General features: G+C 36.9%; 15 protein-coding genes. 10 read left to right on the top strand and 5 right to left on the bottom strand.

The genetic code is table 11. From position 1 onward, the window contains the following. Positions 1-82: 82 nt before the first annotated feature. On the bottom strand, positions 83-1,564 hold the full coding sequence (locus G7Y57_RS09525) for an O-antigen translocase (protein WP_255491393.1): 1,482 nt from the start codon (positions 1,562-1,564) through the stop codon (positions 83-85). Positions 1,565-1,787: 223 nt separating this feature from the next. Here G7Y57_RS09525 and gltX point away from each other — a divergent pair, with 223 nt between their 5' ends. The 3 genes from gltX to G7Y57_RS09510 all read left to right on the top strand — a co-directional run bounded on the left by gltX (position 1,788) and on the right by G7Y57_RS09510 (position 5,169). Continuing rightward, a complete protein-coding gene (gene gltX / locus G7Y57_RS09520; protein ID WP_165023246.1) occupies positions 1,788-3,305 on the top strand; it encodes a glutamate--tRNA ligase in 1,518 nt (505 codons plus the stop codon). Positions 3,306-3,314: 9 nt separating this feature from the next. Then, positions 3,315-4,553: a 3-deoxy-D-manno-octulosonic acid transferase gene (locus tag G7Y57_RS09515; protein WP_165022941.1), complete on the top strand. Its 1,239-nt coding sequence runs from the start codon at positions 3,315-3,317 to the stop codon at positions 4,551-4,553. 298 nt (positions 4,554-4,851) lie between these two features. Continuing rightward, the gene (locus G7Y57_RS09510; protein WP_165022938.1) at positions 4,852-5,169 is read left to right on the top strand and encodes a hypothetical protein; all 318 of its coding nucleotides are present in this window, start codon (positions 4,852-4,854) and stop codon (positions 5,167-5,169) included. A 248-nt stretch (positions 5,170-5,417) separates the two neighbouring features. Here the strand turns inward: G7Y57_RS09510 and G7Y57_RS09505 are convergent, their stop codons facing one another. The 3 genes from G7Y57_RS09505 to G7Y57_RS09495 form a co-directional block, all read right to left on the bottom strand. Next, a complete protein-coding gene (locus tag G7Y57_RS09505; protein WP_165022936.1) occupies positions 5,418-6,881 on the bottom strand; it encodes a hypothetical protein in 1,464 nt (487 codons plus the stop codon). A 4-nt stretch (positions 6,882-6,885) separates the two neighbouring features. Next, positions 6,886-7,353, bottom strand: a complete 468-nt coding sequence (locus G7Y57_RS09500; protein WP_165022933.1) for a CYTH domain-containing protein — start codon at positions 7,351-7,353, stop codon at positions 6,886-6,888. Positions 7,354-7,439: 86 nt separating this feature from the next. After that, positions 7,440-8,519: a DUF4831 family protein gene (locus G7Y57_RS09495; protein WP_165022930.1), complete on the bottom strand. Its 1,080-nt coding sequence runs from the start codon at positions 8,517-8,519 to the stop codon at positions 7,440-7,442. 261 nt (positions 8,520-8,780) lie between these two features. On the opposite strand from G7Y57_RS09495, the gene G7Y57_RS09490 reads away from it, so the two are divergent. From G7Y57_RS09490 to G7Y57_RS09470, 5 genes are all read left to right on the top strand, one after another. After that, the gene (locus G7Y57_RS09490) at positions 8,781-9,308 is read left to right on the top strand and encodes an RNA polymerase sigma factor (RefSeq protein ID WP_165022926.1); all 528 of its coding nucleotides are present in this window, start codon (positions 8,781-8,783) and stop codon (positions 9,306-9,308) included. Between the two features lie 9 nt (positions 9,309-9,317). Next, a complete protein-coding gene (locus tag G7Y57_RS09485; protein WP_165022923.1) occupies positions 9,318-9,857 on the top strand; it encodes a hypothetical protein in 540 nt (179 codons plus the stop codon). A gap of 5 nt (positions 9,858-9,862) precedes the next feature. After that, a complete protein-coding gene (locus G7Y57_RS09480; protein WP_165022920.1) occupies positions 9,863-10,906 on the top strand; it encodes a DUF4097 family beta strand repeat-containing protein in 1,044 nt (347 codons plus the stop codon). 12 nt (positions 10,907-10,918) lie between these two features. After that, positions 10,919-11,560: a GIN domain-containing protein gene (locus tag G7Y57_RS09475; protein WP_165022917.1), complete on the top strand. Its 642-nt coding sequence runs from the start codon at positions 10,919-10,921 to the stop codon at positions 11,558-11,560. Positions 11,561-11,969: 409 nt separating this feature from the next. Next, complete coding sequence (locus tag G7Y57_RS09470) at positions 11,970-12,890, top strand: endonuclease/exonuclease/phosphatase family protein (RefSeq protein ID WP_165022914.1); 921 nt, start codon at positions 11,970-11,972, stop codon at positions 12,888-12,890. An 84-nt stretch (positions 12,891-12,974) separates the two neighbouring features. Here G7Y57_RS09470 and G7Y57_RS09465 read toward each other — a convergent pair whose 3' ends face one another. After that, positions 12,975-13,862, bottom strand: a complete 888-nt coding sequence (locus tag G7Y57_RS09465) for an AraC family transcriptional regulator (protein ID WP_165022912.1) — start codon at positions 13,860-13,862, stop codon at positions 12,975-12,977. 470 nt (positions 13,863-14,332) lie between these two features. Between G7Y57_RS09465 and G7Y57_RS09460 the strand changes: the two genes are divergently transcribed. Then, on the top strand, positions 14,333-15,703 hold the full coding sequence (locus tag G7Y57_RS09460) for a sugar porter family MFS transporter (RefSeq protein WP_165022909.1): 1,371 nt from the start codon (positions 14,333-14,335) through the stop codon (positions 15,701-15,703). 52 nt (positions 15,704-15,755) lie between these two features. Next, positions 15,756-19,094 carry a DUF5107 domain-containing protein gene (locus G7Y57_RS09455; RefSeq protein ID WP_165022906.1) on the top strand — a complete coding sequence of 1,113 codons (3,339 nt, stop codon included), beginning with the start codon at positions 15,756-15,758 and terminating at the stop codon, positions 19,092-19,094. Positions 19,095-19,117: the final 23 nt, after the last annotated feature.

Here is a 19,117-nt window from a genome sequence, read left to right as displayed (position 1 = left end):
TATTTTTTACCGGAATATTTTTTAGGCCTTAATATCAAAGATAATAACATATAATACAACGGATAAGCCCTAATCCATCTATTTATTTTTTTCTAAACCAGTCTTTTAATTCATTTAGAGAGAATACCCTTTTCAACTTCAGAAAGGCATATATGAGTGATAGAAAAAATAATACACATCCAAATATAAGTATATATTCGGACTGAATATGTGTTATACATAGTGCGATGGTGATGAATAATGCATTAACGGCTATCATTTTCAATACATCGATGCTCCATGCGAACCCCGATATATTATTGCAAATAATAAATATTGCAAATAAATAGACTACATAAGCAATGAGATAACCAAAACCTGTTGCTGCTACTCCCATCTGGGGGAATAGTAGATAACAAGATAGGAGATAGGTTGCAAAGAACAGCACTTCCGAGAATAGATATAATCTGCCTTTGCTTTTTGCTAATAATATGGTCGCAATAGGTGTCGCTAATATTTTCAGGTATGTCCCTATTACCATCCACTGTAATATCTCTCCTGCGCCGGTAAATCTAGAAGAATAGAGTAAGAAAAGTGCTAGATGGGAAAATAGCAGAAGTCCGATAACTACAGGCGCAGCAATAACAAGTACGATATACGATTGTTCATTAACCAGTTTCTTTGTTTCAGCTTTGTTATCGATGATAGAGCATAAGCGTGAGAAATAATCGGTTCGGGTAGAGCCTAATATGAGTGCAACATAAACACTTGTGATGGTCCATGCCGATTGAAATAAACCGACAGTACTCAAATCCAATTCATGTGCAAGGTAAGTGCGGACAATAAACATACTTGCTGCATTAACAACTCCAGCCACAAGAACAAATAGCCCAAGCTTAAGTATTCTTTTACCTGTATTGACAACTTCCGAAAAAGGAACAGATACAGAGCGAACTTCCAACTTCTTATAATAGTAGTGGATGCAAAAATAAACAATCAGGCTATTTATTATGAGAGCTGGGATAACCCCCGCTATACCGAAGAAATAATAGATAGGGATAATGATCAGTAAACCAAGCATACTTTCGCCTATTGTGGCTTTCGCCAGATAGGATATTTTACGCATTCCTTGTAAGATAACCGACCTGCCGATAGTAATAATTGCAAAAAATACAGCTATGGAAAGCAATGCAATAGGTAGCGCATGTTCTTTATCATCAAATATCCAATAGCTAAGGGGGTACGAAAAAAGAATGCATATAAACATACCTATGCAGGCAGCAAACACAAACCAACGGTCGAAAACAAAGATAGATTTACCTAATAGATGTTTATCCTCTTCATTTGCCGCCTTTGCTATTTCTCTTATAGTTCCCGGTTCCATACCGAGGGTGCCCAGAGAACGAATCATTTCGATCATCGACTGATACACGCCTATAAGCCCGACTCCTGCAGGACCAAGCAAAATAGCTATTACCTTGGTTCGGATAAGCCCCAAGGCAATGTTGATGGCTTGCGAACCACTGTATATGCTAGTTGCTTTAACAATCTGATTGTATGAAGAATCTTTCTTATTCAAAGTCACCTGATTGAACGGTTTATGAATTACAAAGCTACTATTTTTTGATGAATAATTTCTCGAAAGTGGCAAACATGATGTCTATTGTATGATGATATAATAATCAGTGTATTTATGAATATGGAAACTAAAATATTTTATTAATCAACATATTGTTACATTAAATTGAAGCCTCGCAGTCTCTTTAGAATATTTTATATATTTTTGCAGTCTCTTATAAACAATAATTATTATGTCTCAAAAAGTCAGAGTGCGTTTTGCACCCAGCCCAACAGGAGCTTTGCATATAGGTGGTGTACGCACAGCATTATACAATTACCTTTTCGCAAAAAAGCATGGAGGAGATTTCATCCTTCGTATTGAAGATACCGATTCACAGCGCTTTGTTCCCGGAGCAGAGGAATATATTATCGAAGCCCTTACATGGCTAGGCTTAAAATTTGACGAAGGTACTCATATCGGTGGAGGTTACGCCCCTTATCGCCAGTCTGACAGAAAAGAGATTTATAAAAAATATGTTGATAGCCTATTAGAGAAAGGCGCAGCTTACATTGCTTTCGATACTCCTGAAGAATTGGATGCTAAACGTGCTGCGATAGCAAACTTTCAATATGATGCTTCTACTCGTGGCGAGATGCGGAATTCATTGACTTTGTCTAAAGATGAGGTTCAGAATCTCATAGATGCAGGAAATCAGTATGTTGTTCGCTTCAAGATAGAGCCTAATGAAGATGTACTTGTAAACGATATTATTCGTGGAGAGGTAAAGATAAACTCATCTGTACTGGATGATAAAGTACTATATAAATCGGCTGACAACCTGCCGACATATCATCTTGCAAATATAGTGGATGATCATTTGATGGAAATTACGCATGTGATACGTGGTGAAGAATGGCTACCATCTGCACCATTACATGTATTGCTATACCGCGCTTTCGGTTGGGAAGAAACAATGCCTCAGTTTGCACATCTTCCGCTATTGCTTAAACCCGAAGGAAATGGAAAACTGAGCAAGCGTGACGGAGATCGTCTTGGCTTTCCTGTTTTTCCATTAGAATGGAAAGATCCTAAAACAGGCGAAATATCATCAGGATATCGCGAAAGTGGATATTTGCCCGAAGCTGTCGTTAATTTCTTGGCACTTCTTGGATGGAATCCGGGAAATGACTTGGAGATAATGTCGTTAGATGAGCTGATAGAATTATTTTCACTCGAAAGATGTAGTAAAAGTGGTGCTAAATTTGATTACGAAAAGGGTAAATGGTTCAACCATCAGTACATTCAGAAGAAATCAGATGCAGAGATTGCAAAATTATACTTACCTTACCTAAAGGAAAAAGAAGTAGATTTTCCGCTTGATTACATCGAGACAGTTGTTGGACTTGTGAAGGAGCGTGTCAATTTTGTAAAAGAACTTTGGGATCAATCTTTCTTTTTCTTTGAGGCTCCTACATCGTATGACGAAAAAGTTGTAAAAAAACGCTGGAAAGAAGATTCTGCTGCTCAACTAAATGAGCTGATTGTTGTTTTAAATAACATAAGCGATTTCTCGGCTCATAATCAAGAGATAATAGTTAAAGACTGGATAGAGTTGAAAGAATATCATTTGGGTAATATAATGAATGCTTTCCGTTTAGCCATTGTTGGTGAATCGAAAGGACCACATATGTTTGATATAACAGCCGTAATCGGGAAAGAAGAAACAATAAAACGACTTGAAAAGGCCGTTCACGATATTAAATAATATTTTGTAATGCTACTCTATAACATAGCTATATACCTCTACGCATTTATTGTTCGTCTTGTATCGCCTTTTAATACAAAAGCGCGTAAGATGCTTGAGGGACATAAGGAGGTCTATACTAAACTGAAAAATGAAATAGACTGCAATGCCGAGTATATTTGGTTTCATGCTGCCTCATTAGGCGAGTTTGAACAAGGCAGACCTATAATGGAAGAGGTAAAGAAGAGCCATCCTCATTATAAAATTCTCCTTACATTCTTTTCTCCATCGGGATACGAAATCCGAAAAGATTATCCGTTGGCTGATATTGTTTGTTATCTACCTTTCGATAAAAAACATAAGGTTAAAAAGTTTCTCAAACTGGCAAAACCTAAGATGGCAATCTTTATCAAGTACGAATTTTGGTACAACTATATTAATCAGTTACATAAATTGGGTATTCCGACTTATATGGTATCTGCAATATTTCGTCCGACGCAAATATTTTTCAGATGGTATGGAAAACCTATGCGTAATATGCTAAAGTTGTATAGTCGTATTTGTCTTCAGGATGAGAACTCTGCGGTAATGTTGGCTAAAATAGGAATTATAAATGTAGAAGTATGCGGAGATACTCGTTTCGATCGGGTAATGGATATTCAAAAGCAAGCCAAGCAATTACCTGTAGTAGAGAGATTTGCACGTAAGGCAAAAGAAGAGAACGAAACAATATTGATTGCCGGAAGTTCATGGCCTAAAGATGAAGATGTATTTATCTCTTACTTTAATATGACAGCCGATCTGAAACTGATTGTTGCACCTCACGAAATTGATGAAGCTCATTTGAAGTATATAGAGAGCATCCTTCGTCGCCCATATATTCGATATTCTCAGGCAATTCCCGAAAATGTAGGTGATTATGATTGTTTGATAATCGATAGCTTTGGCCTATTATCATCTATTTATCGTTATGGGCAGGTTGCCTATATTGGTGGTGGATTTGGAGTAGGAATACATAATTTGTTGGAGGCGGCAGTATATGATATACCGGTAATATTTGGTCCTAATTTCAAGAAGTTTCGTGAAGCTCACCAGCTTATAGAGCAGGGTGGGGGATATTCGATTGCCAATGCGGAAGATTTTAGGGGGCTGATGGATGAATTCCTTCAATACAGTAATACACTCGAAGCTGCAGGTGCTCATGCAGGAGATTATGTAAAGTCTAATACAGGTGTTGTGAAAAGGGTTCTAAATATCCTCGAATTATAAGAATAACATAATTCAATATAAACAAAAGGCTATTCGTTTCGGATAGCCTTTTGTTGTTTTTTGCATAATACCTATCGCAAACATTACTTTTTTTGGGAAAGATTAAATATTTATACAAGACATATAGTATATAAATATTTAAGAATAAATAATAGATATTTTTTATATAATACTCATCTCAATACATAAGAAATCTTTATTGTATCTTTGTGACGTATTAGGATGCAAACCAAGAGCGATTGGGATGGTTGAAAACTACATTATTAGCAATAACTACACTTAACAGAAACTTGAAATTATGAAAAAAGTATTATTAGGATTATTTTTTTTAGCAACACTATCTATGTCTTCTGGAGTATATGCAAGAGAAATTGTTGTAACTGCTAAAACGGCAGATCAGATTGCAAAAATTAAAATGAATGCTGAAAAGGAATCAAAAGACGCCGAATTAAGAGCTGAAAAAGAAATTATAGAAGCTAAGAGGCAGGCAGAGAAAGACCTAATAAAAGCAACGGAGAAAGCTTGGAAAAAGGCTCAAGAGCGGAAGTTCAAAACAGAGCAAAAAGCTGCTGAAGATATTTTAAGGCTTAAACAAAAAGAAGGTATAGCCTTGTAAAATTATAAAAAATAAGGAGTCAATTTTTCAGTTGATTCCTTATTTCTTTTTTATAGGGAATTAAATTTTTTCTCAACTTTTGTTACTAACTTTACTTCACTAAAACATATTAACATCCTAACTATAAAAGCCATGACAAAGAAAATATTAGCAGTGTCTTTATTAGCTGCGGCAAGCAGTGTTGCTGTGTATATTTATATGCAAAACAAGAAAAAGGCTAAACGTAAGAATGTACCCATAAATTTTATTTAATCCAGCTCACTGACACTGGTTATTCCGTTACGATTGAATAGGAGGCGATAGGTTTTATAGTACTTATCGGTATCTGATTCGCACTGTACTACGAAGTATAGTGGATAGATGCGAGTTCCTTCAAAGCTGGAAAAACCTTTATCCTTATCTACAACATAAAGGGGGATAGATGGATTATCCATTTTCTGCACAAAGTGAAAAAGATTGAACCGGGTTATATCATTGATACCCGACAAGCGATATTCTTTATATTTTTCTATCTCATCTTTTGATAAATTGACCCATTTGCGATATAAAATTATCTGCTCGTTGTAGGTTTGATTTTCCGCCTCTACCAATGGGGAACGATTCCGCATATTAAGAACTTCACTCGATACTTTGCTTTCTTCTACAAAGTCGAAAGATTCTTTGAGCCAGCCTATTTCTTGTTTACGAATGCTTAGTTTGAGCTTTGTGTCAAAGTATTTTTTGCTGAGTTCGGATGAAAAATAGTATCGCATTAAATCTTTAATACGGTCTTTCAGCATATAACTGATAACTAATACAACGAAGAGGTCTGTTGTGAAGTTGCCATAGCGTTGTGTAGCGAAAAAAGATATTACGGTAGCGAAGATCATAGCGACTCCCGCTGCAATGCTATAATACATCTGTTCGGCAAAAGCACCGTCTTTCTTCTTGACAATCTGCAAGAACAAGTCACTCTCTACAAACTTCTTTAGTATATTGCGTTGTGTAATAATAAGGCTGTTGTGTTCCTCATTACCTTCTTCGAGAGTGGAGAAACCTCGTTTTTTCTTATGATCTATTTCTCCGATAAGTAGCTTGTTGAGAATGGGGTTAATTGATTGAATTACAGATCGACTATTGAGCTTTCTCATTATGTCGAACGTGTGCTGTTCAATAATATTTCCCAGAAAATTGTCTCCAAACAAATAATAATTGCGCTGTTCCTGACTAATCTCCGGTCTGGTTAGCATCTCCCATTTTTCACGGTATTCTAATGCAATGGCTTCTACTTGCGATACATATCTGTTAACTAGATGAACCAGCTCTTCGTCATCAGCTGTATTCGCTATAATCTGAGCTTCGCGCCGTAGGGCACTTTTCATAATGCAGAGTAGCATCTTTACCTGATAGAGATAATCTTCTTTTTTTATGTCATTAGTAGGGTCTACGGACAAGGCAGCCAACGCTTTTTGTAATCGTGGCAAAGGGCCTCTGCCGGCCTTTAGTATATCGTCTAAAGAATAGATGGGAGTAATTAGACGAATGTTGCTTTTTACATCCCTATAAAACTGCTCTTTGGAATAAGTCGCACGATTGATATCAAGACCATTGGGAATAAATATCCATGTATTAATCTTGAACTCATTGATATCTTTTGTCTTATTGTTGGTAATAAAACCCGTTTTGAATTCTACTGAAAAATTATCGTGTATTTTAACTTGAGTTTCAATCATGTTTTTACCATTTTGTAAATGGACATTTTACCAGCGATGCATTATAGTAACGATTATCTCCCGTCACTTCTTTACCTAACCAATCCGGATGTATAAAGGATTCTTTTTCGTCCTCCAGTTCTATTTCGGCTACTACTAATCCTTGATTCTCTCCACGGAATTCATCGACTTCAAATGTATGCTTTCCACATTCGATGTAATAACGAATCTTATCTATGGCTCCGGGTTCGCATAGATGCATTAATTCTTTAGCTTCTTCTATCGCAATTTCTTTTTCCCATTCATAGCGCGAAATACCGGAGGCATTGCTGATACCCTTTATAGTCAAATATGCCTTGTCACCCTTTATGCGAACACGAACGGAACGATCGGGAGCTGATGATAAGTATCCTTGTGTTATCTGTTCATGATGATAGGCGTGAGATTTAAAATCTCCGCTGACTAAAAACTTCCGCTCTATTTCTAATGCCATATATCAAATTGAAAAATGAGTAAATCGGCAAATCTTTTGATATATCTCATTTTGCTGATTTACTCATTCGTTTATCTTTTTTTATTTTATTGAATAATCTGTTTTACTGCACCCAAATAAGGATAGAAAATCACCTTGATCGGTTGCTTGTTGTTGTCGAACATTTTCGGTACGAGAACCTCTTGTGTACCATATTGTACCACATCGCATTCTTTTTGTATTAAGTCTTTGCTGTTAAATGTGATTTTTAGGTTTGCTTTTCCCGGTATATTGTAGATAATTCCTTTCGCGAATTTGTCAGCCAACGCTTTTTCTTCTTTAGGCGTTAATATCTGTGCTTGCTTTGGTTCCTTATTTTTAAGCGATAAATAAATCGGGGCTCCGGCCAGATCGCTCTCACCCACTACACCTAATTTTGACGAGAATCGGAAGACAATTCTACTGTCTATGTCCTTTTCATCGGGAATAATTACGAAATTTTGCATGCCTGTTTCAGTCGTTTCCGTTCCGGCAAACATAGCTACTAATGCTTTCTCCTGATCGTCTAGTTGTCCCATTACTATTTTATAAGCATTACCGTCAGGGGGCATATTGTCAGCTTCGCCGGTGAGGATGTTAGTACGGCTTTCGCGTAGGCGATATATTTGTTTGGCTATTAGCTCGGCTTGTTTAGCAGTTGAGCCGGCTCTCAATATTTCTTCTGATAAGAATGTACGTGGGTTTAATAATGGAGCTTGGTTTGATGGGGTGACATTATTTGATACGTTTTCTTGTGGAAAGGAGTAATCATCGTTGATTGCACAAATCAAACCGTCTCTGGTTAATGTCACAAAAGGCGCTGTTGAGTTTGCTCTGAATTCAACAAGATATGACTTGTCTTTGTCTATTATCCCATTTGTTACAGCTTCTATTTTGTCTAAAGTATAAGTAATGTCATCTTTTGTTATTGGATTCGATATACTCAAATAACGTTCGGCGTATTGATAGAACTCACCTGCTTTGCGTGTTGTTTTTGTATAGTATGCCTGGACTTCTATTGAGGTTTTAGGCAAAGAATAGGCTACGCCATAATCGCTGGCTTTTACAGCACTCATCTTTACCGTGTTTTGTGCAAATAATTGACTGCCTGCGAAAAAGAATAATAATACACCTATATAATATTTCATAATCAGTTTGTTTATTAGAATGTTGTAATTACAAAGCTAATTATTTTTTGTGAAATAACTAACAGGAATACCTCTGGTTGAATGTCATGAGGCGAAAATGTTTTCATAGTGAAGCCAAATTCTTCACTATGCAATATGTGTCACATTTATTATCCATCCATAATTTATCAAGTCTTTACTTTTTCTTGAAAAAATATATCTTCATTTGTAACACTTTCCTTTTTGATTCGTATTAGTATATATATAGAGTAATGAAGAACAATGGTTGATTTCGATATCGAGATAGTAGAAAGATGCAAGACGGGTGAACGCAGGGCACAGATGCAACTATATACTGCTTTTTACAAGCGGGTTTATAATAGCTGTTTACGCATCCTGCGAAGTGTCCCCGAATCGGAAGACGCTATGCAGGAGTCTTTTCTGAAAGCATTCTCGGGCTTAGATTCTTATGATAGGTCAACACCTTTTGAAGCATGGATACTAAGAATTGCAATCAACACCTCTATTGATAAGTTGCGGAAAAAGGATTTGGAATTGACAGACCTGAATGAGAATATACATTCTGATATAATTGATGCGGATGATGATGACTGGGATGAAATATTGGCAAAGGTCGAGCAGGTGAAGGCTGCTATCGGTAAATTGCCTGACTCGAGCCGCTTAATAATTAATTTGTATTTGATCGAAGGCTACGATCATGAAGAGATAGCTGAAATATTAAATATAGCACCGGGTACTTCCCGAATACAGTATATGAGAGCAAAACAACGACTTATAAAACTAATGTAAGGAGAAGAGATGAAAAATTTAAGGAAACAAATAAAAGATAATAAAGATATTTTCGATGATCAAGAGCCTATGGAAGGGCATTTTGAACGATTCGAAGCCCTTCTCGATAAGCAAGAGAAGGAAAAGAGAAAGCCAATTAAGAGGATGCAGCTTATGGGTATAATATCAATTGCAGCATCTATAGTAGTACTTATGGTTGTTGCGATTCAGTTCTATTCGCCACAACATATCCCGAATGATCTGCCTGTAATTGAAAATACGATGGAGGTATCGGACGAGTTTAGAGCTACGAATGACTTTTATAACCGACAAATGCAGGAGCAGATAGCTGATATTATGTGTAAACTGGCGAATACCGATAGCGAAAATCAAGCTTTATTGAATAGGGACTTGCAAAAAATAATAGATGGCAATGCCGCTTTCGTGAATGATATGGCAAATGCAGATGATGAAGAAATGGCTATTCACTATTTAGTAAAGCATTATAAGGCAAATATTCAAGCGCTCGAAAATATAAATGAAAAATTAGGTAAATACACTAAATGCTAACAGCAATGAAAAAGAATTTATTTTATACAGCAGTCATTTTATTCTGTCTCATCATTTCTCCCGAAATGCAAGCAGAAGATCATTTTGAGATAGACCAATCGAGAACCCCGGTTCAGATTGAGAAAAAAAGTTTTTCGAATATCTCCAAGATTGAGATAAAGCATCTTTATGGCGATATCTTTGTTCGGGAATCAGCGACAAAACAAGTAGAGTTAGAGATTCAGTATTTAGATCAAAAAGCCGGAGAGCAGGTAAGCTGTGAAACTTCGACGTCGAATAATATCTTATCGATACAGACTAATTATAAAGGGGGTGCGAATAATAACAATAGACCGTCCATTAATTACATTATCAGTATTCCGCGTAATACAGGATTGAGTATAGATCTCAAATATGGGAATATCAAAATGAATCCTTTCCATGGGCCTTTTATGGCTGATTTGTCTTACAGCGATTTGTCTGCTAAATCGTTAACAGGGTCAACCCCATCTGTTAAAATTAAGTACGGGAATATGTCTATTGAGAATGCACCTGACATCTTGGTAAATGCTGCTTACTCGGATATAAAAATCGATAAAGCGAATAACGTAAATATATCAGGAGACTATAATAATTATGTTTTTAATAATGCACATTCTATCACGTCAAATAAGTCTTTAAACTATGGCGATATAAAGGTGACTACTGTTACAAATATGAATTTGAATATTCAATATGGCGATGTTAAAATAGGTAACCTCGTGTCGAATCTGGATGCTGTGTGTCTATATAGTGATATTAAAATTAATAATGTGTCTCCTAAAATTAGCAACGTGATGATGAAAGGGAGTTATTCTGATATGACAATCAGTTTGCCACAAGATATTTCAGTTTCATTCGATCTGAATATGAATTATGGAGATGTTGATATTTCAAAAACACACAATGTAACTTATACGCAACAGAGCGAAAGCGATACCAAAATAGTAAAAATAGGAAAGATTGGCTCTAAATCACCAACAGGAAAAATAACAGTAATAAGTAATTACGGAGATTTGAAAATCAAATAAATTATAAATAGTATGAAAACAAAAAACATCGTTCTTACAACATTAATCTTTGTGTTGAGTTCTTTTACTCTGGTAGCTTACTCTGCTTCCGAGACAAGACCGGTTAGTCCATTTCAACAGGTCGAGGGCTCTAATGGTATAAATGTGATTTATTCGGCAAGCAATACTTTTAGCCTTAAGGTAGAAGCCCAAGACGACGTATTGAGTAGAATAAAAACTGAAGTGAAAAATGGAGTTTTGAAGATATATATCGATAATAAAGATAATTACAGAATCAAAGGGAAAATAGAGGTCTATATTTCGGCTCCAACTCTCGATCGAATAAATTTATCAAGTGGCTCTAGCTTTATTACCAATGAAATAAGCAATCCTGAATCGATCAGAATTGACTTATCCAGTGGAGCTTCTGTGGGAATAGGTAAACTTACGGCTAAAAGTTATTATCAATCGTCTTCATCCGGTTCGAGTGGTCATGCCAAAATAGCTGTATCTGATGTGAATATAAATGTGAGTAGTGGAGCCAGCTTCAAGTTGGATGGCAAAACTAATAATATCACACTCAATTGCAGTAGTGGAGCAGTAGTAAATATAAAAAACTTGGCTTACGAAACTATAGATTCTCATACCTCTAGCGGAGGTTCTGTGAGCAAATAATATATAATTATAAATAGAGTAGAAGGCGGAAGATTATCTTTCGCCTTCTCTTTTTTAGGGATGAAGGTAAGATAAATAGGCTGCTAATTTTGTAGAACTATTTAGTTAAAACATTAAATAGTTTTGTATTTTTGTTTGTGAAGTAGTTAACCCGAGGTCGTTTGATGATGAGTCTTTTTTGATAACTGATCATTAAATCTGAATCTAATATAGAGCCCAAAATATTGCGGCAGATTATCCGCAGAAAGTAGATGATATGAAAGCCAAATATCAGGAATGGGCTCAACGGACGCTGGTTCTCCCTGCGCCTTGATTATCTATAACACTAATTATTAAGAAGTAACTTGTTATATTATTTATACCTTTGTCTTGAAGCCTTAAATAATTTAATCCCTTAAATCTATAATCTATGCGTATTATTTGTAAATGTATATTAGCTATTATCCTTATTCTTCCGGTATATTCCTGTAGTAATAAGACGGCTTCCCAGCCTATCGAATTAAAAGTAATGAGTTTTAATATCTGGCTAGGTGCTAAAAAATCAATTCCTGCTACTGCACAGGTTTTAATTGAAAGTAAAGCCGATATAGTCGGAATACAAGAAGCAAACCGGGATGGGAAAGATATAGCTGTTTATTTGGCTGACAGCATTGGTTGGTATTCATACTCATCGGGTGGAAGTCCGACAATCGTTAGCAGATATCCTATAGTAGATACTTCTGCTAACAAAAACGGGGTGAAGATAAAAATAGATGAGTCTCATTCTGTATGGATGTTCAATGTTCACTTGATGTATTGCCCTTACGAACCATACCAACTGAATGGGATAGAGTATTGTGGTGGACCTATATTGCAGACCGCGGAAGAAGCTGTTGAATCTGCAATAAAGAGTAGGAGCGAAGCCGTAAATTCTGTTATCGCAGATATATTAGAAGTTCAGAAAGAGGGTTATCCTATTTTTCTTACAGGCGATTTTAATGAACCATCTTGTTTAGACTGGACAGCTAAGGCTGTAGAAGCCGGACTATGTAAGATACCTGTTGTATGGCCATCTACAAAGGCTTTCATAGATAAGGGTGGCATGCAGGATTCTTATAGGCTGTCCTATCCGGATGAGGTGAGTAAACCGGGTCACACGTGGACAACACTTCCGGAAGTTGAAACTTATACTGAGGTTTTAGATCGTATCGATTTTGTTATGTTCAGAGGAGATAAAATAAAACTTATAAACTCACAGGTTGTCGGAGAAAAAAGTGTAAAAAGCGATATCGGGTTCGATAACTATCCATCAGATCACAGAGCCGTTCTTAGTACTTTTACATTAGAATAATAAATGTAATCTCATCTAAATATAAAGGCTGTTTATTCATATTGAATAAACAGCCTTAGTTTTTCGTTAACAGGCTGACAGTTTTTATTGATACCGTTTTCTATATTCTTTCGGTGTAATACGCATCTCTTTTAAAAAAGCTTTAGAGAAATGAAAAGGATCATAGAAACATAATCTGAAAGCAATCTCTTTTATCTTCAATTCAGAAAACTGCAGGTACGAACATGCGCGTTGTATTCTCAATTGATTATAGTATATCATAGGAGGATAGGATGTTTTCTGAGTAAAAAGAGTAATCAGATGTGAGCTTGAATAGCCTACGGCATTGGCTATATCATTCAGTGTTATTTTATTTTCGAGATTGTCTTTCATGAAGTGAATGCTTTGCTGCACTACATCGTCAACCCTTATATTTTTTATTACTCTATACTGTGTCAAATATTTTAGCGACGCTAAGAAATATCTCAGGCAAAAGCTTATGTATTCCAGATTTTCAGGATTGTACCCCATCTCCAGATTCTGATACATATCCTCAAAAAGTAGCATACGGTCTTTATATCTGCTATTGTCCGATTCTTTTATTGAAAGGACCTTACCTATGATCGAATTAAACATCGGTACGTTTTTTCCTTGAAAATGCAGCCAATATATACTCCACGGATTGCGTATGTCTGCTCCGTAGGTATGGGGTTCATTTGCAGGGATAATATATACCTGATTATTCGATAAGTAAAATCTTTCCCCACCGTGTTCTATCCACCCTTTTCCTTTCTCGCAATATATAAGGATGTTTTCGTTGGCTCCCGATATTCGTTGTCTGAAATGAAACTTCGCATTGGGATAATAGCCTATGTGAGTCAGATATAGAGGTTCTGTTATTGGGTTTGCCTCTTGATACTCTCTTGTGTTGTAGGGTGTTACAATGGCTTTTTCTCCTTTGAACCCATTGGCAATTGTTTCTGTGTTTTCCATGATGTGAAGGTGTAGGTTAACGGATTAAACAAAGATACAATTGATCTGAAATATAGCCCTATAGATGAATTATATTTTAGAAAATATGTGTATCAAAAAGTAGTACAAATGTCGCATGCATGCCTATTCCTTATGAAATTAGGACATGTATTATATTTATTGCTTTTTATGTACCTGTTTATTAGCGAATAATAGAATATTTTTGATATAGATAAATGCAGATAAAAAATCAATTCTTACAAAAGACCAAACCGGAAGTTTATAAAAAATATTTACTTAATATTTATGCTATTTCGCTCTGGTTTTAAAGAAAAGACACATCATTATACTACGAATTGAGAGGGAATGCTTCTGATTGAAACGACAAGTAGAGTAAATCGTAATATTTTACATGTTTTCAAAAAGAACATACATTTTTAATAAATACTTTAAATCTAATTTTACATTCAGATAACCTATAAAAATCTAATATGAAAAATAGCCGCTATTTATTACTTATCACTTTTGTCTCAGCAATGGGAGGCTTATTATTTGGTTACGACTGGGTTGTAATCGGAGGAGCAAAGCCATTTTATGAATTATATTTCAATATTGCAGACTCACCTTATATACAAGGTTGGGTTATGGGGAGTGCCATATTAGGTTGCTTGTTGGGAGTTATGGTTTCGGGTAGCCTTTCGGATCGCTACGGAAGAAAGCCGCTAATGATAATAGCCTCGTTGGTATTTATCATCGCAGCCGTAGGCACAGGTGTCAGCGATACGCTCACCTGGTTTATTATCTATCGTATATTTGGAGGAATTGGCATCGGTATGGCATCCAACCTGTCGCCCATGTACATCGCCGAAGTTGCGCCAACGAATGTCAGGGGCAAATTCGTAGCACTTAACCAATTGACAGTTGTTATTGGAATACTTGCGGCACAACTTGTAAACTGGCTTATTGCCGATTCTGTCGCTCCCGGAGAAGATATCCTCAATTCGTGGAACGGACAGATGGGATGGAGATGGATGTTTTGGGCAGGAGGGGTTCCCGCAATCTTTTTCTTTATATTGATATTTATTATACCCGAGAGTCCACGTTGGCTCTATACCAAAATGAAGATAGAAAAATCACAGATAATACTTACCCGTATCGGAGGAGGTGACTATGCCAGAACCGAAATGAGTTCTATGAAAGAGATTGCTGATAATAGTAAAGAAAAGGTGAACTATAAATTACTCTTTAAAGGGAAAATGCCTAAAATATTACTCATCGGAATCGTTATCGCAGCCTTCCAGCAATGGTGCGGAATTAATGTAATATTTAATTATGCACAGGAAATATTTATGGCTGCAGGATATGGTGTTTCCGATATTCTTTTCAATATCGTTATAACAGGTGTAACAAATGTTGTTTTCACTATCGTAGGAATGTACACCGTAGACAGATTAGGACGACGCTCTTTGTTGCTTTTCGGGGCAATAGGCTTAGCCTGTATTTATGCGGCATTAGGCACTTGCTACTATTTAGAGGTGTCGGGCTTATCTGTTCTGGTTTTAGTGATGCTTGCTATTGGCTGCTACGCGATGACTCTGGCGCCTATCACATGGGTAGTTATTTCCGAAATATTCCCTACACGCATAAGAGGGATGGCGATGGCAATTGCCACATTCTCGTTATGGACGGCATGTTTTATACTGACATATACATTTCCATTATTAAACAGCAGACTAGGTTCTTACGGCACATTCTGGCTATATGGCATTATCTGTCTCTTGGGATTTGTATTTGTCAAAAAGAATTTACCCGAAACAAAAGGTAAATCACTCGAAGAAATTGAAAAAGAACTTACTAAATAATAAAGGTGCAACCTTAAATCGTATAATATTTAACTCAAAAGGTAAAAACGTAATGGAAGAGATAACTGATTATCTGATTCGATCCACTGTGAATGAAAAAAATGTAGTAAAAGCATGGGAAGAAAACATCATGCTCCCTACATACGAAATAGGAGAAGAAGAGAAAAACCCGATATTCCTCGAGAAAAGAGTTTATCAGGGAAGTTCGGGAGCCGTATATCCCTATCCTGTGGTAGAAAAGGTTTCTGATGAGAAGAAAGACAAGCAATACAAGGCTTTATTTATCGAAAACGAATATCTAAAAGTAATGATCCTTCCCGAATTGGGCGGACGCATTCAAATGGCTTACGATAAGGTTAAGCAACGCCACTTTGTATATTATAATCAGGTGATTAAGCCCGCATTGGTAGGTCTTACCGGTCCGTGGATTTCGGGAGGTATAGAGTTCAACTGGCCTCAGCATCATCGCCCGAGTACCTTTCTGCCTACGGATTATTATATCGAAAAAAATGCAGATGGCAGTATGACTGTCTGGTGCAACGAGGTGGAACGCATGTTCCGAACAAAAGGCATGCAGGGATTTACGCTTCGTCCCGGAAAAGCATATGTCGAAATAACTGTAAAAGTGTATAACCGTACTGCCTTTCCTCAGACATTCCTATGGTGGGCTAACCCTGCTGTTGTGGTAAACGATCATTATCACTCGGTGTTTCCGCCCGATGTCCATGCTGTGTTTGATCACGGTAAGCGTGATGTATCAAATTTTCCGATAGCAACAGGCACATATTACAAACAGGATTATTCGGCAGGAGTAGATATTTCGAAGTATAAAAATGTTCCTGTACCGACCTCTTATATGGCTATACAGTCCAAATTCAATTTTGTAGGAGGATATGAAGAAGATGTGAAAGGTGGTTTATTGCACGTTGCCAATCACCATATATCTCCCGGTAAAAAACAGTGGACATGGGGCAATGGTGACTTCGGTATTGCCTGGGATCGGAATCTAACCGATGAAGACGGGCCATACATAGAATTAATGACAGGAGTATATACCGACAATCAACCTGATTTTACATGGCTGCAACCCAATGAAGAAAAATCGTGGGTGCAATACTTTATGCCCTATGCAGAGGTAGGCTATGTGAAAAATGCGAATAAAGATGCAATCGTAAATATAGATGTAAAAGAGGGACAGGCAAGTATTATTCTTTACACAACTTCCGAGTTTCAGAATCTACACATTGTATTAAAGAACACCGATGGAAAAGTTTATTTAGATAGTTATGCAAATACCTCACCTTTGCATTCTTACTTCAACACGGTAGAGGTAGGAAATATAACTCCCGAAAATTTAATATTCAATCTCTATACATCCGATGGAAACGAGCTATTGACATATAAGGCAGACAAACCCGAAATAAAGCCGACTCCTGATCCTGCCAAAGCGGCTAAAGAACCGAAAGAAATTGCATCCATAGAGCAACTGTTCCTTACGGGTCAGCATTTGGAACAATATCGTCATGCGACCTATAACCCGATAGATTTTTATACAGAAGCTCTTAGCCGTGAGCCGAAAGATATCCGCTGTAATAATGCAATGGGACTTATTTTAATGCGTCGGGGGCAATTCGCTAAAGCCGAACCCTTTTTCCGCAAAGCAGTAGAAACGCAAACAGAGCGCAATCCGAATCCTTACGATGGTGAACCAAATTATAATCTGGGATGGTGTCTAAATATGCAAGGTCGTAAGGATGATGCTTACGGTGCATTCTTTAAAGCGACATGGAATGCCGCATGGCAAGATTCGGGATATTATGCTTTGGCACAAATAGATGCCGAAAGAGGATTGTGGGAAGAGGCTTTAGAGAGAATAGATCGCAGTTTGATACGGAATTGGCACAATCATAAAGCACGCCAGCTAAAGGCTTCTATACTAAGAAAGCTGGGAAGAAAAGACGACGCGATGGATTTAATCGAAGATTCTTTGAAAATCGATAAGTTCAATATCGGATGCCGATTCGAAAAATATCTTCTAACGAATGATATTAGAGATATAGAAATATTAAAAAACCTGATGCACGGCTCCACTCATCCATATATAGAATACGCGCTCGATTTTGCAGGTGCAGGACTATATGAAGAGGCAACTCGATTATTATCATGCTGCATCACCGACGAAAACAAGGTGTATCCGATGGTATATTATATACTGGGTTATTTCTCTTCTAAAATGGGTAAAGCTACCGAAGCTAAAGAATATTACATAAAAGCTTCTAAAATGTCGCCCGACAGATGCTTCCCCAATCGGATAGAAGAAGTAAATATACTACAAGAAGCCATGAGGCTAAACCCCGAAGACTCCTTAGCTCCATACTATCTGGGTAACTTCTGGTATGCGGCACGTCAATACGATGACGCTGTGATATGTTGGGAAAGATCGCAGCAATTAAACAATAAATATCCTACAGTGCTTCGCAATCTGGCATTAGCCTATTACAATAAATACAATCGCAAAGAAGAGGCTAAAGAATTATTGGAAAAGGCATTTGCTCTGGATATGACTGATTCACGTATATTAATGGAATTGGATCAGTTGTATAAAAAAAGAGGTGTCTCGCCTGATGAACGTTTAGCTTTTCTCGAAAAATATGCGTCATTAGTCGAAGAACGTGATGATCTTTGTATAGAACGGATCACATTATACAATCAGCTAGGACGATACAAAGAGGCTATGAATCTGATTACTGACTACAAGTTCCATCCGTGGGAAGGTGGCGAAGGTAAAATAGCAAAGCAATATACTGTCTGCCGCATCGAATTAGCCAAACAAGCTATGAAAGGTAATGAATTTCAAGAAGCACTCAGGCTACTTCACGAGACAGATTATTATCCTCACAATCTAGGCGAAGGTAAGCTATCTAATGCGGAAGAAAACGATATTGATTATTACAAAGGATTAGCTTACAAAGGCGTTGGAAACGAGCAAAAAGCAATGTTCCATTTACAAAAAGCAACTATCGGTTCGCCCGAACCTCAACAGGCATTTTTCTATAATGACCAGCAACCCGACAAAATATATTATCAAGGATTGGCTTGGGCTGCATTAGGCAATACAGATAAAGCAAAGAGCCGTTACAACAAGTTGATAGATCACGGAAAGAAGCATCTTTTCGACAACTGCCGTATCGATTATTTTGCTGTATCATTACCCGATCTTGCCATTTGGGAAGACGATCTGAATATTCGCAATCAGATACATTGCTACTATGTTATGGGATTGGGGAATCTGGGATTAGGAAATCTGAATGAAGCCAAGGAATATCTTATAAAAGTGAAACAATTGGATATAAACCATTTGGATAGCCACTTGATACTGAATAGCATTTAATATTAAAACAAAAATCATAATAC

This window comes from Dysgonomonas sp. ZJ279, from assembly GCF_011039205.1.
Taxonomy (GTDB): Bacteria; Bacteroidota; Bacteroidia; order Bacteroidales; family Dysgonomonadaceae; genus Dysgonomonas.
Note: the sequence above shows the minus strand (reverse complement) of the source record. Positions and strands in the feature narration are given on the sequence as shown.